The 14,450-nt window shown below is 76.0% G+C and carries 5 protein-coding genes; all 5 read right to left on the bottom strand.

The window, feature by feature from the left end; genetic code table 11:
• Window positions 1-27: 27 nt before the first annotated feature.
• Window positions 28-693, bottom strand: coding sequence for a response regulator (locus AC0HI0_RS15355; RefSeq protein WP_480933024.1), 666 nt, complete (start codon window positions 691-693; stop codon window positions 28-30).
• Between the two features lie 63 nt (window positions 694-756).
• Complete coding sequence (locus AC0HI0_RS15350; RefSeq protein WP_480933023.1) at window positions 757-966, bottom strand: MbtH family protein; 210 nt, start codon at window positions 964-966, stop codon at window positions 757-759.
• 9 nt (window positions 967-975) lie between these two features.
• Window positions 976-2,310: an MFS transporter gene (locus tag AC0HI0_RS15345; protein WP_480933022.1), complete on the bottom strand. Its 1,335-nt coding sequence runs from the start codon at window positions 2,308-2,310 to the stop codon at window positions 976-978.
• Complete coding sequence (locus AC0HI0_RS15340) at window positions 2,307-3,611, bottom strand: serine hydrolase domain-containing protein (RefSeq protein ID WP_480933021.1); 1,305 nt, start codon at window positions 3,609-3,611, stop codon at window positions 2,307-2,309. Before AC0HI0_RS15340 ends, AC0HI0_RS15345 begins: the two co-directional genes overlap by 4 nt.
• Window positions 3,608-14,449, bottom strand: a complete 10,842-nt coding sequence (locus AC0HI0_RS15335; RefSeq protein WP_480933020.1) for an amino acid adenylation domain-containing protein — start codon at window positions 14,447-14,449, stop codon at window positions 3,608-3,610. The genes AC0HI0_RS15340 and AC0HI0_RS15335 overlap by 4 nt, the downstream gene beginning before the upstream one ends.
• Window position 14,450: the final 1 nt, after the last annotated feature.

Here is a 14,450-nt window from a genome sequence, read left to right as displayed (position 1 = left end):
GACCGGTCGGCCGCGGCGCGTGCCGGCTCACCGCCTGCCGGGCTGCTCCTGCACCAGGCCCAGTTCCCACGCGCGCACGGCGATGCCGACGCGGTTGCGGACGTCGAGCTTGCGCTGGACGTTGGCCACGTGCGTCTTGACGGTGCCCGGCGAGATGAACAGGTCCGCGGCGATGCCCGCGTTGGTCTTGCCCTCGGCCACCTTGGCGACGACCTCCAACTCCCGCTCGGTCAGCGCCTCGCCGGGCGGCGTGCGTTCCGCGCGGTGCCCGGTGACGTGCCTGAGCAGGCGCACCGTGATCGACGGGCTGATCAGGCTGTCGCCGGACATCGCCGCGCGGACGGCCTCGACCAGCAGGGCCGGGCCGGAGCGCTTGAGCAGGAACCCCGAGGCGCCGTTGCGCAGCGCGGGGTACACGTACTCGTCGAGGTCGAACGTCGTCACCACCACGACGCGCACGGGCGTCCGCGCGCCGGGCCCGGCCAGCCTGCGGGTCAGCTCCAGGCCGTCCATGCCCGGCATCCGGATGTCGACCAGGGCCACGTCCGGACGCAGCTCGCGGGCCAGTTCCAGCGCGGTGATCCCGTCCGCCGCCTCGCCGACGACCTCCATGTCGGGTTCGTGCTCCACGATCCTGCGCAGACCGCGGCGGACCATCTCCTGGTCGTCCGCGATGAGCAAGCGAGTCGTCACGAACCGTCATCCTGCCACGCGGGGTGATGCCCGCACGGGTGCGCTACGACTCCGCGCACGCGGTCATCCCGTTGCCTCGCGCAGGCTCTTGGGCCGCATGTCGGTCCAGCTCCGGGTGATGTGGTCCAGCGCCGCCTGCCGGTCCCCGGCGGGCAGCGCCACCGTCCAGCCCGCCGGCACCTCGGCGAACTCGGGCCACAGCGAGTGCTGCTCCTCGTCGTTGACCAGCACCAGGAACCGACCGTCCTGGTCGTCGAAGGGGTTCGTGCTCATCGTGTCTCCTCAGCTGTCCTCGACTTGCCGGTCAGTGGTGGTGGAGCGGTCGGGGGCCGGGAACCGGCGCATGGTCGGGCTCAGCGTCGTGCCCAGCGCGATCAGCGCGAAGGCGGCGGCGCACACCGCCACCGCGGTGCCGCCCCCGCCGGTGGCGGAGATCAGGACGCCGCCGAACAGCGGGCCCAGGACCCCGGCGCCGCCCGCGCACAGGCCGACCACTCCGCTGAGCCGGCCGCGCAGCCGGTCCGGGGTGGTGGTCATCTGGTAGGTCAGCACGGTGGTGTTCGCGACGGGCGCGAGGAACGCGCCGACGCCCAGCAGCACGCCCAGCGGCAACCCGGTGGGCACCACGGCCATCGCCGCCGTGGTGGCGACGACGGCCCAGGAGAACCCGAGCACCACCACGGGCGGCGGCAGGCGGTCGTGCAGGCGGCCGGCGATCAGGCCGCCGAGCAGCCCGCCCGCGCCGAAGCAGGTCATGGTGAGGCCGAGTTCGGCCGGGCCGACGTCGTCCTCGCCGGACATCACCAGGACGAGCACCACCAGCGCGGCGAAGACCAGGTTGGTGGTCGTCACCCAGATCAGGGTGGTGCGCACGACCTTGTTCCCCAGCACCCACCGCAGGCCCTCCACGAGGTCGCCCGCCGCGCCGTTGCCCGGTTCGTCGGCGCCGTCGTCGGAGGCGTCGTCGGCGGGGTCGTCGTCGACGGGTGCCGCGGGACGTCGTGCGGGCAGGCGCAGGAACAGCAGCGCCGTGAACGCGGTCAGCAGCATCACGGCGTCGGCGGTGAACGCGTGGACCGGGTGCAGCGCGAACATCAACCCGGCCAGCGCCGGGCCGAGCAGCGTCGCCACGTAGGGGCGGGCGGTGTTGCGCGCGATGGCGGCGGACAGCTGGGAGGCGGGCACCACCTGGGGCAGCGCCGCGTGCTCCGCCGGGTCGAACACCGAGCCCAGCACACCTTCCACCAGCACGACGGCCAGCACGTGCGGAAAGCTGTAGGCGTCGAGGAGCAGGGCGACGACGAGGCTGGTCACCGCGGCGATCCGGCCGAGCTGGCACAGCAGCATGACGCGGCGGCGGTCCCACCGGTCCGCGACGACCCCGGCGGGCACCGCCGCGACCAGGCTCGCCGCCGCCATCAGCGCCGCCGCCAGCCCGAGCTGCCACGGCGAACCGGACTTCGCGAGGACCAGCAGCGGGATCGCGATGGCGACGATCTCCACCGCCAGCTCGGACAGCAGCTGCGCCGACCAGAGGATGTTGTAGTGGCGGTTGCGCGACAGCGGCACGACCGCGGCGTCGACGGTGTCGGGAACGACCTGGCCCACCGCGATCACCGGTCCGATCCGACGCGCCGGGCGAGCCTGCCGGAGATCTGGAGGCGGTCGACCTCGCCCGCGAGCCGGCGCAGGAACCGGCCCCGGTAGCCGGGTTCCGGGGCCTGCGGGTCCCTCAGGTCGAACCGCAGGTCCGGTCCGCAGCACAGGGTGAAGGGGCGGCCGTCGGCGACCAGCCGCGCACCGCCGCCGTCCTGCTCCACGACGTACTCGGAATCGCCGTTGCGGTAGGTGCCCCGGCAGTCGGCGGGCAGCGGCACCGCCTCGGTGACCGGGGGCGGCGGCGGCTCGCCGGCGGGCAGCCCGGCCGAGCGCAGCACGCCGGCGAACTCGGCCCACAGCGCGTGGCCGGAGGACGCGTTGGCGGTCAGCGCGACCACCGTGCCCGTCCGGGGGTGCAGCCGCACGTGGCAGGCGGTGCCGTCGCCGCTGCCGTCGTGGCCCCACCACTCGCCGGGGCCGCCGTAGCGCGCCCACCCCAGCCCCCACCCGTCGGCCAGGCCGTGCGGGCCCGTGCCGAGGGCGTCGAGCTGGTCGTGGCACATCGCCGCGAAACCCGGCGAGGGCAGGGGAGCGGGCGGTTCCCGTCCCGGCAGGAAGGCGGCCGCGAACGCCGCGAGGTCGGCCGCGCTCAGCGCCAGGCCGCCGTTGGGCGCCTCCACGGCGGGCACGTCCTGCTCCCGCACCGGCACGATCCGGCCCGGCCGCACGTTGTGCCCGTGCGCCACCGGCCGGGGCCCCGCCGTCCCGGATTCGTCCACGAAGGACGGTTCGACGCCGAAGGGGTCCAGCAGCACGGAACCGACGGCCTCGTGCCAGGTCAGGTCGAGCAGCGCCTCCACCAGGCGCCCCACGACGAGGTAGCCGATGTTGGAGTAGGAGAACGCCGTGCCGGGCGCGTGTTCGAGGTGCTCCTCGCCGCAGTGCGCGGCGATCCACCGGCGGCGGGTGGGTTCCCGGTGCGCCGGCGACGCGTTCGACGCCAGCCCGCCGGTGTGGCTGAGCAGGGCGCGCAACGTCACCACGCGTCCCGCCCCGAACTCCGGCAGGTGCTCGCGCAGCGGCTCGTCCAGGTCGACGTCGCCGTCGGCGACGAGCGTCATCGCGAGCGCGGCGGTGAACGGCTTGGTGACCGAGCCGAGCGGGAACGGGGTCGCGTCGGTGACCGCGACGCCGGCTTCCCGCTCGCCGACGGCCGCGGTCAGCAGCCGGCCGCCGGTGAGGACGGCGACCTGCGCGCCCGGAACCTGGTGCCGGGTGGTCGCGCGCACCAGGGCGGTGCGCAGTTCGTCGGCGTTCACGAGTGCTCCCCGAGGTGCGCCGCGACCGCCTCGACGGCGTCCCGGAACCGGGCGGCGACGCGCTGCACCGTGGACCGGTGGTGCACGTCCGCCGAGTAGTACCAGGTGAAGCGCAGCTTCCCGGCGTGGACCGCGCCGACGACCTCCAGCACGTGGTCGAGCCGTTCCGCCGGGTCGCGTTCCCGGCCGATCGGGTCGAGGAAGGCGTGGTAGAGCGTGCCGGCGGCGTTGCGCGCCGCGTCGTCGGCCCGACCGTGGTAGTTGAACAGCGCCTGGCCGCCCACGTCGGGAGTCCCGTGCAGCCCGCTCGGGCCGGGGAGGTGCCGCAGCGCCTGGTACCCCAGGCCCTTGCCCGGCACCGCGCGGGTCTGCCGGCGCACCGCCGCCACCAGCCCGGCCACACCGGTCTCCGGCGGAACCACCAGGGCGACCGGGTGCACGGTGGTGAACCACCCCACCGTCCGCGACAGGTCGACGTCGTCGAACAGGTCCTGGCGGCCGTGGCCCTCGACGTCCACCACGACGCGGTCGCCACCGCTCCACTCGGTCAACGCCCGCGCGAGGCAGGCCAGCAGCACCGTGGCGGGCGGGGTGCGCAGCACCGCCGCCGACCGGTCGACCAGCAGCCCGGTGTCGTGCTCGGCGAGTTCGACCTCGACCGTGCGCGTCGAGCCGACCGTGGCCACCCCCGGCAGGTCCACCGGCAGCGGTGCCGACCGCAGGCCCGACCAGTGCGGGAACTCGTCGGCGAACCCGCCTCCGGCCACGTGGCGTCGCAGGCGGTGCGCCCAGTCCCGCACCGAGCCGGTGCGCGCCGGCAGCCGGACCGGCGAGCCCGCCAGCCGTTGCCGGTAGGCCGTTTCCAAGTCCTCCAGGAGGATCCGCCAGGACACCGCGTCCACCACGAGGTGGTGGGCGGTGACGAACAGCCTGGCGCGGGCGCCGTTCCCGGCGTCGAACAGCAGCGCCCGCACCAGGGGGCCGCCCGCCAGGTCGAACCCGGCGTCCGCCCGGCTCGCCGCCTCGTCCACCGCCGCCCGGTCCGCCGGGTCTACGTGCAGCCTGGTGAGCACGTCGACCCGGTCCGGCGCGGCGAAGTGCTGGCCGTCGGGGGTGAACCGGGTGCGCAGCGCGTCGTGGTGGACCAGCAGGTCGGTCAGCGCCTCGCGCAGGGCCGGTTCGTCCACGCCGGCCCGCAGTTCCACGAACGTCGACTGGGTGAAGTGGTGTGGTGCCAGCGGATCCCGGCTGAAGTAGTCCCGCTGGATCGGGGTCAGCGGGGCCTCGCCGGTCACCGGGCCGAGGGCCGCGACCGGCGCGGTCGTCCCCGCCGCGGCCGCGGCGATGCCGCGGATCGTCTGGTGCCGGAACAGGTCTTTGGTCGCCACCAGCAGCCCGGCGCGGCGCGCCTGGTGCACCACCTGGAGGCTGAGCAGCGAATCGCCGCCCAGCTGGAAGAAGTTGTCGTCCACGCCGACCCGGTCCAGCCCCAGCACCTCGGCCCAGATCGCGGACAGCGTCGCCTCGGCCGGGGTGCGGGGCGCCACGTGCGGGCCGATCTCCGGCGCGCCCGCCTGCTCGGCGCGCGCGTTGTCGGCGGTGGAGCGCCGCATCCCCGCCGCCGCGACCAGCTCGATCCCGTCGATCACGGTGCCGTCCGGGCCCTCGTCGGCGGCCGCGGCCAGCACGACGAGCAGGTCCTGGGCGATGCGCTCGACGGACTCCGGTTCGAACAACGCGGTGCCGTAGCCGATGGCGGCGAGCAGCCTGCCGTTGCGCTCCACGAAGTCGAAGCTCAGGTCGTGGCTCACCCGGTCCGGCACGAACGCGACGGGTTCCGCCCGCAGCCCGGACCACCGCTGCCGGGCCGGACGCTCGACCTCCAGCCCGACGAACACGTCGACCAGGGCGTTGCGGCTCGGGTCGCGCTCCAGCGCCAGGTGGTCGATCACCCGGTCGAACGGCACCTCGTCGTGCGCGAACGCCTCCAGCACCACCTCGCGGACCCGGCCGAGGTGCTCGCCGAAGCCCCGCGACCCGTCCACCGGGCAGCGCAGCGCCACCGTGTTGACGAACAGCCCGACCACGTCCTCCACCTCCTGCCTGGGCCGGCCGGAGGTGGCGGTGCCGACCACGACGTCCTCCCGCCCGGTGTAGCGGGCCAGCAGCACCTGGACCGCCGCCACCAGCGCCATGAACAGCGTGGCGTCGCGCGCGGCCGCCAGCCGCCGCAGCGCGGCGACCACCGGCGGCCCCACCTCGACCAGCCGCATCGCCCCGGCCGGGTCGCGCACCTCGGGGAACGGGTGGTCGGTCGGCAGGTCCAGCGGCCGCAGCCCGGCCAGCCGCTCCTGCCAGTACGCCAGGTGCGCCGCCGTGTCGGGGTGCTCCAGCCGACGAAGTTGCCAGGCCGCGTAGTCGGCGTAGGACGACGCCGGCGTCGGCAGCGCCGGGGGTTCGTCGCGCAGCGCCGCGTCGTAGCAGGCGCTCAGCTCCTCGGTCAGCACGGTCATCGACCAGCCGTCCGTCGCGATGTGGTGCACCACCAGGGAGAACACGTGCTCGGCGGCGTCCAGCCGCAGCAGCACCGCCCGGTGGACCGGGCCGCGGCGCAGGTCGAAGGGCGTGTCGGCGGCGGCCCGCAGGTGCTCGCGCAGCACCCGCTCGCGCTCCTCGCCGTGCAGGTGCGACAGGTCGACCACGGGCAGCGGGTACCGCTCGGCCGGCGTCGGCTCCGCGATCACCTGCACCGGCACGCCGTCCGGCGCGTCGAACGTGGTCCGCAGCGTCTCGTGCCGGGCCACCACGGCGGCCATCGCCGTGCGCAGCGCCGGCACGACCACCTCGCCGGACAGCCGCAGGACCGTCACGATGTTGTACTCGGCGCTGCCCGGGTCGAACTCGGTGTGGAACCACAGCCGCTGCTGGGCCGACGACGGCGCGAGCGGGGCGGTGCGGTCCACCGGGCGCAGGTCGTCCGATCCGGTCGCGGCCGGTGCGTCGTCGGCCTCCAGGGTCCGGGCCAGCTCGGCCACGGTCGGGGTGTCGAACAGCCGGCGCGGTGACAGGGCCGTGCCGAACGCGGCCCGCACGCGCGAGATCACCCGGATGCTGAGCACCGAGTCGCCGCCGAGGGCGAAGAAGTTGTCGTGCACGCCCACCGGGTCGACCTCCAGCACCTCCGCCCAGATGCGCGCGAGGACGTGCTCGGCGGTGGTGCGCGGCGCGACGTGCGGCGTGGTCGCGTCGGTGCCGACGAGGGTGGTCGGCGCGGGCAGGGCCCGCCGGTCGATCGTGCCGCTGGTCGTCGTCGGCATCCGGTCGAGCACCACGAACGCCGACGGCACGGCGGGCGCGGGCAGGCCCGCCGCGACGAACTCGCGCAGCTCGTCCGGCTCCGGCACGTCGTCGCCGCGCGGCACCAGGTAGCCGACCAGGCGGGTGGAGCCGCGCGCGTCGACGCGGGTCGCCGCCGCGGCGGCCAGGACGCCGGGGTGCGCCGCGATGGCCGCCTCCACCTCGCCGAGTTCGACCCGGAAGCCGCGGATCTTGACCTGGTCGTCCACCCGGGCGACCCACTCCAGGTTGCCGTCGGCCCGCCGGCGCACCAGGTCCCCGGTGCGGTACAGCCGGGCGCCCGGGTCGGCGGTGAACGGGTCGCGCAGGAACCGCTGCGCGGTCAGCTCGGGGCGCTCCCGGTAGCCCCGGGAAACCCCGTCGCCACCGATGAAGCACTCGCCGACGACGCCGACCGGCACCGGCCGCATCCGCGCGTCGAGCACCCTGATCGGGGTGTTCGCCAGCGGCCTGCCGATCGGCACGAAGGGCGCGTCGCCGAGCGGGTCCACGCCGAGCTGGAAGACGACCGAGTCCACCGTGGTCTCGGTGGAGCCGTAGGCGTTGACCACGACGGTGCCCGGCTCGACACCGTTGAGCACCTCGGCGGCGGAGTCGAGGGGCCAGCCCTCGGAGCCGACCATCAGCAGCCGCAGCGATCGCGGGCGCACCCCCCGGAAGGCGAATTCCGCGAACAGCGCCTGCGCCAGCACCGGCACGGTCACCAGCAGGTTCGCCCGGGACTCCAGCACCAGGTCCGCGAGGGCCACCTGGTCGGCGACGTCCTCCTGCGGGCACACCACCACCGCCCCGCCGAACGCGGTCGCGAGCAGCACGTCCGCGAAGAACAGGTCGACCGCCAGGCTGGACACCGAGAGCACCCGGGGCCGCAGCGCGGTCAGCCCGTAGCGGTGGTCCCAGGCGCGCAGCATGTGGTGCATGTGCCGGTGCTCCACCATGACGCCCTTGGGCCGGCCGGTGGTGCCCGACGTGTAGACCACGTACGCCAGGTCGTCCGGCGTCGTCGGCACGTCCGGCGCCCGCGCCGGCAGGCCGGCGACCACGGCCCGGTCGCGGTCCAGGCACGTCACCGGCCCGCGCCGGTCGGCGAAGCGGTCGAGCAGCGCCTCCTCGGTCACCAGGACGGCCACGTCGGCGTCGGCCAGCATCATCCGCAGCCGCTCCACCGGGTGGGCCGGGTCCAGCGGCAGGAACGCGCCACCGGCCTTGAGCACGGCCAGCAGCGCCACCACCACGTCGACGCCCCGGTCCGCGCACACGCCGACGATCGAACCCGCGCCGACGCCCAGCGAGATCAGGTGGTGGGCCAGCCGGTTCGCCGCGGCGTCGAACTCGGCGTAGGTGAGCCGCTCCGCGCCGCAGGCCACCGCCGTGGCGTCGGGCGTGCGCCGCGCCTGCTCGGCGACGAGGTGGTGCAGGCACCGGGCGGGCGGGAACGGGACGACCGGGCCTTCCCAGGCCGCCAGCTCCGCCCGCTCGTCGTCGGTGAGCAGCGGCAGGTCGGCCACGGCGGCGTCCGGTGCCGAGGCGATGGCCTCCACGACCGTGCGCAGCCGGCCGGACAGCCGCCGGACGGTGGCGTCGTCGAACAGCGCCGGGTCGTAGCCCAGCGCCAGCACCAGCTCCCCGGCCACCAGCTGGGCGGTGAGGGTGAGCGCGTAGTTCGTGTGCTCGTCGCCCAGGTACTCCGCCAACCGCAGCCCCGACTCGGCCGCCGCGTGCTCCTGGGGGTGGTTCTCGAAGACCACGATGCTGTCGAACAGGGAGGTGCCGGCGGGCACCCCGCTCCACCGCTGGATGCGGTTGAGCGCCGCGTGCTCGTGCGCGCGGGCGTCGAACGCGGCGGCCTGCGTGGCGCGCAGCCACTGCGCGACCGGGGCGTCCTCGTCCAGGCGCAGCCGGACCGGGACGGTGTTGGCGAACAGGCCGATGATCGACTCCGCGCCCGGCAGGCCCGGTGGCCGCCCCGACGCGGTCGCGCCGAAGCACACGTCGGCCTCGCCGCTGTGCCGGGACAGCAGGACGGCCCACGCGCCGCGCACCACCGTGCTCAACGTCAGCCGCTCGCGCCGGGCCGTGGCGACCAGTTCGGCGGTGCGCTCGGCCGGCAGCGACGTCCGCAGCTCGCGCGAGGACCGGGTGCCGTGCGCGCGCACCGCCGGGCGGTCGGCAGGCAGCGGGGTCGGCGCGGTGAACCCGGACAGCACCTCGCGCCAGTACCGCTCGGTCTCCTCCCGGTCCTGCCCGGCCAACCACTCCAGGTAGTTCCGGTACGGCGGGCGTGGCACGGGCGCGGCGGTCCCGCCGGAGGCGTACTCGGTCAGCACGTCGGACATCAGCCCGGTGAAGCTCCACCCGTCGACGAACATGTGGTGGGTGGTCCAGAACAGCTGCACGTCCCGGTCGGTCAGCCGCACGACGGTCAGCCGCAGCGGCGGTGCCTGCGCGAGGTCGAGGGTCACCTCGGACCGGCGCTCCCACAACGCCGCCACCTCGTCGCGGCGCTCCGCCTCCGGCAGCGCGCGCAGGTCGAGGTGGGTCACCGGCACCTCGACCCCGCCGTGCACCAGCTGGAGGGGCTGCGGCACGCCCTGCCACGCCACCGAGCTGCGCAGCGCCGGGGTCCGGTCCACCACGCGCTGCCACGCCCGGCCCAGCGCTCCCGGGTCGGTGACGCCGTCGAGCCGGGCGCCGAAGTGCCCGGTGTAGATGTCGCGGCCGGGTTCCGACAGCGTGTGGAACAGCATCCCGCTCTGGCCGGGCGTGAGCGGGTAGACGTCCTCGACCGGCAGCGCAGCGCCGGTCAGGCGGTCGACGGTGTCCTGGTCCAGGCCCGCCAACGGGAAGTCCGACGGGGTGTGGCCGCCCACGCCGGGCCGGCCGCAGTGCTCGGCGATCTCCACCAGGGCGGCGGCGAACCCGTCGGCCAGCCGGCGGACGGTGTCCGGCCGGTGGTGGTCGGTGGAGTAGGTCCAGTGGAACTCCAACCGCCCGCCGGTGGCCGCCCCGTTGATCTCGATCAGGTGCGGGCGCACCTGGTGCGGGCTGCGCTCCGCGCCGCCGCCGGCGCGGGCGTCCAGCACCAGCGCGGAGTCGGCACCGGCCACGTCGAGCCGGCCCAGGTAGTTGAAACCGACCTCGGGGTGCGCGTCGGCCGGGCCGCCGCCGGGGTGACGCAGGGCGCCGTGGCCGAGGCCGTGGCCGGGTACCGCGCGGAGCTGCTCCTTCACCGCCTTGAGCACCGGGCCCCAGCCCCCCGGGTCCTCGGGGTCGGGGTCGCCCGGGGCGGGTATCGACAGCACCACGGGGTGGATGGTGGTGAACCACCCGACGGTGTCGGACAGGTCCAGGTCGGCGAGCACGCCCGCCCGGCCGTGGCCCTCCAGCGCGACGGCCACCCGGTCGGTCCCGGCCCACCGGCCGAGCACCCGGCCCAGCGCGGCCAGCAGCACGTCCTCCACCCTGGTCCGGTACGCGCTGTGCACCGTCCGCAGCACCGCGTCGGTGTGCCCGGCGTCGAGTCGCACGGTCGTGGTCGCGGTCGCGCCGACCACGTTGGGGCCGTCGCCGTCGCGGGGCAACGGCGCGGTGGCCGCGACAGCGGCGTCCACCTCCGCCCAGTGGCCGGCCTCGGCCGCGAAACCGCCCGCCGCGGTGAACTCCGCCAGCCCGGTCGCCCAGTCCCGCAACGACGTCGGTGCCGGTCCGAGGTCGGGCCGCTGCCCGCCCAGCGCCTGCCGGTAGGCCCGGTCCAGGTCTTCGAGCAGGATCCGCCAGGACACGCCGTCCACGGCCAGGTGGTGCACGACCACGTGCAGCCGGTCCGGCCGTCCGGGACCGAACCGGAACAGCAGGGCGCGCAGCAGCGGGCCGCGCCCGAGGTCGAAGCCGGTCGAGGCGCGGGCTACCGCCTCCGCCACCGCGCTGTCCTGGTCGGCGGGGGTGGCGGCGGTCAGGTCGAACCGCTCGACGAGCCGGCCGTCCTCGCGCGCGACGGTCCGCAGCCGCCACCCGGGACCGTGCCGCTCGGCGCGCAGCCGCAGGGCGTCGTGCCGGGCGGTCACGTGCGCCAGCGCGGTCCGCAGCGCCGCCTCGTCCGTCCCGTCGCGCAGGTCCAGCACCATCGTCTGGGTGAACCGGTCGAGGCTGTCCGCGAGGTTGTCGAAGAACCAGTGGTGGATCGGGGTCGGCGGCACCTCGCCCGGTTCGCCGGCACCGGGCCGCGACGTCGGCGCGGTCGTCCGGGCGTGCGCCGCCAGCTCCGCGACGGTCTGCCGCAGCAGGGTCTGCCGCGCGGTCAGCGCCAGCCCGGCGTCGCGCGCCCGCGACACCACCCGCAACCCCAGGATGGAGTCGCCGCCCAGCTCGAAGAAGTTGTCGTGCACCCCCACCTCGGGCAGGCCGAGCAGGTCGGCCCAGATCGCGGCCAGGGTGCGCTCCACGTCGTCGCGCGGGGCCACCCGGTCGTCGGTCGACACGTCCTGCGCGGTCGGGTCCGGCAGCGCCCGGCGGTCCACCTTGCCGTTGGGGGTGAGCGGGAGTTCCGGCAGCACCACGAACACCGCCGGCACCATGTGCTCGGGCAACTGCCGCTTGGCGAACTCGCGCAGCCCGGCCCGGTCGGTCCCGGCGGACGGGGCGGCCACCACGTAGGCGATCAGCCGCCGGGTGCCCCGGTCGTCCTCCTTCACCACGACCGCGACACCGCCGACCCCGGGGTGGTGCGACAGCACGGCCTCGACCTCGCCCGGCTCGATGCGGTACCCGCGCACCTTGACCTGGTCGTCGGCGCGGCCCAGGTAGTCCAGCCGGCCGTCGGGCAGCCACCGCGCGCGGTCCCCGGTGCGGTACATCCGGCCGCCCGGCGGGCCGAACGGGTCGGCGACGAACCTCGGCGCGGTCAGGTCGGGCCGGTTCAGGTAGCCCCGGGCGAGCGCGACCCCGGACAGGTGCACCTCGCCGGGCACGCCCACCGGCACCGGGCGCAACCACCGGTCCAGCACCGCGACCCGCACACCCGGCAGGGGGCGGCCGATGGGCACGTTGCCGAGTTCCGCGTCGGCGGCCACCAGCGGCTCGCTCATGGTCGCGCACACGGTCGACTCGGTCGGCCCGTACGCGTTGATCATCCGGCGACCCGCCGACCAGGCGCGCACCACGCCCGGCGGGCAGGCCTCCCCGGCCACGACGAGCGTCATGCCCGCCGGCAGCGCCGCCGGGTCCAGGGCGGCGACGGCGCTCGGCGGCAGCGTCACGTGCGTGACCCGGTGGCGGTTGACGACGTCGGTGAGGGGCGCGCCGGGCAGCAGGTCGTCCTGGGCCGCGACCACCAGCGCGCCGCCGCGCAGCAGCGACATCCCGATGTCGGCGACGGCGGCGTCGAAGCTGATCGACGGGAACTGCAACACCCGCGCGCCCGGCCCGGTGCCGAAGCGCTCGGCCTGCGCCGCGACCAGCCCGTGCAGCCCGGCGTGCGTGACCTGCACGCCCTTCGGCCGGCCGGTGGACCCGGAGGTGTAGATCACGTACGCGGTGTGGTCGGGGCGCAGCGCGGGCACCGGAGCCCCGCCCGGCAGCTCGCCCTCCGCCGCGAGCGCCCCGGCGACCTCCGGGTCGTCCAGCAGCAGCACCGGCGTGCCCTCGGCGAACAGCGCCCGCTGGGCGCGGGCCGTGACCGCCAGGACGGGCGCGGCGTCGGCGACCACGTACCGCACCCGCTCCGGCGGGTAGGCGGGGTCGACGGGCAGGTACGCCGCGCCCGCGCGCAGCACGGCGAGCAGCGCGACGACGAGGTCGGGGGAGCGGGGCAGGGCGATCGCCACGACGCGGTCCGGGCCCGCGCCCCCGGCGACCAGCAGCCGGGCCAGGCGGTCCACCCGCCGGTCGAGCTGCCGGTAGGTCAGCGTCCCCTCGTCGGAGATCAGCGCGGGCGCGTCGGGCGCGCGCCGCACCTGCTCGGCGAACAGGTCCGGTGCGGTGCGCGGGTCCCGGCCGGGACCGGTGACCGCGAACCCGGCCAGCGCGCGCCGCTCCGCGTCGGGCAGCGCGTCGATCCGGGCGAGCACGTCGTGCGGCGACCGGGTCAGCCGGTCGAGCAGCACCACCAGGTGCTCCGCGATCCGCGCCGCGGTCGAGGGGGTGAACAGGTCGGTGGCGTAGCCCAGGTGGCCGACCAGTTCGCCGGCGCGCTCCTCGAAGTCGAACTGGAGGTCGGCGCTGGCCACCACGAGCGGCGGCGCGACGTCGTCCACCACCAGCCCGTGCATCCCGGCCGGCGGCCTCGGCGCGTTCTGCAACGTCACCGCCACCTCGGTCGGCGTGGGCCTGCTCGGGTCGCGCTCCAGCCGCAGCGCCTCCACGACGTGGTGGAACGGGACGTCGGCGTGCGCGAAGGCGTCCAGGGTGGTCGACCGCACCGCGCGCAGCACGTCGGCGAACGTGCCGGACTCGTCGACGTCCGTGCGCAGCACGAGCGTGTTGACGAAGAACCCCACCAGGCCCTCGGTCTCGACCTGGTCCCGCCCGGCCACGGCGGTCGTCACGGCGATGTCCCGGCGTCCGGTCCAGCGCGCCAGCAGCACCTTCGAGACCGCCACCAGCCCCATGAACAGCGTCGCGCCGTTCGCCCCGGCCACCTCGGCGAGCCGGGCCGCCGACGCGCCCGGGACGGTGAAGCGGTGGCGCGAGCCGGCGGCGGAGCGGACCGGCGGGCGCGGCCGGTCGGTGGGCGGGTCGAGCGGTTCCAGCCCGGCCAGCCGGTCCGCCCAGTGGGCGGCACCGCGCCGCGCCGCCGCGCCGCGCGCCCGTTCCACCTGCCACGCGGCGAAGTCGGTGTAGCGGATCGGCAGGTGGGGCAGCGCGGCCCGGTCGCCCCGGGCCCGCGCGCTGTAGGCGACCGCCAGCTCCGAGGTCATGACGCCGACCGACCAGCCGTCGACCGCGATGTGGTGCACGCCGATGACGAGGTAGTGCTCCGCCGGGCCGGTCCGGAGCACGACCGCCCGCAGCACCGGGCCCCGGCGCAGGTCGAACGGCCGGGTGAGTTCCGCGAGGAGGTGCCGGTCGACCTCCTGCGCCACGTCGCCGCCGGCCGGCGCGGACAGGTCCACGACGGGCACCGGCACGTCCGCCGCCGGGTGCACGACCGGTTCCGCGCGCCCGTCCTCGGACCTGAACGTGGTGCGCAGCACCTCGTGCCGGGCCACGAGGTCGCCGATCGCGCCCTTGAGCGCCGCGAGGTCGAGCCCGCCGCGCAGCCGCAGCACCTTGGCGGCGTTGTACTCCACGCCGTCCGGGTCCACCTCGTGCAGGAACCAGAGCCGCTGCTGGCCCGGCGAGAGCCGCAGCGGCGCGCCGTCGGCGGCCCGGACGACGCCGTCCGCCGCGCCGCGCGCCCCGGCGGTGAGCCGTTGGTGCAGCCGTTCACGGAGGTCGGCGGGCAGTGCTGCGATGCGTTCGGCGTGGCTGGGAGGAGTTTTCACG

The sequence above is a fragment of the Saccharothrix sp. NBAS 001 genome, assembly GCF_056640475.1.
This window is presented reverse-complemented; position numbering and strand designations above follow the sequence as displayed.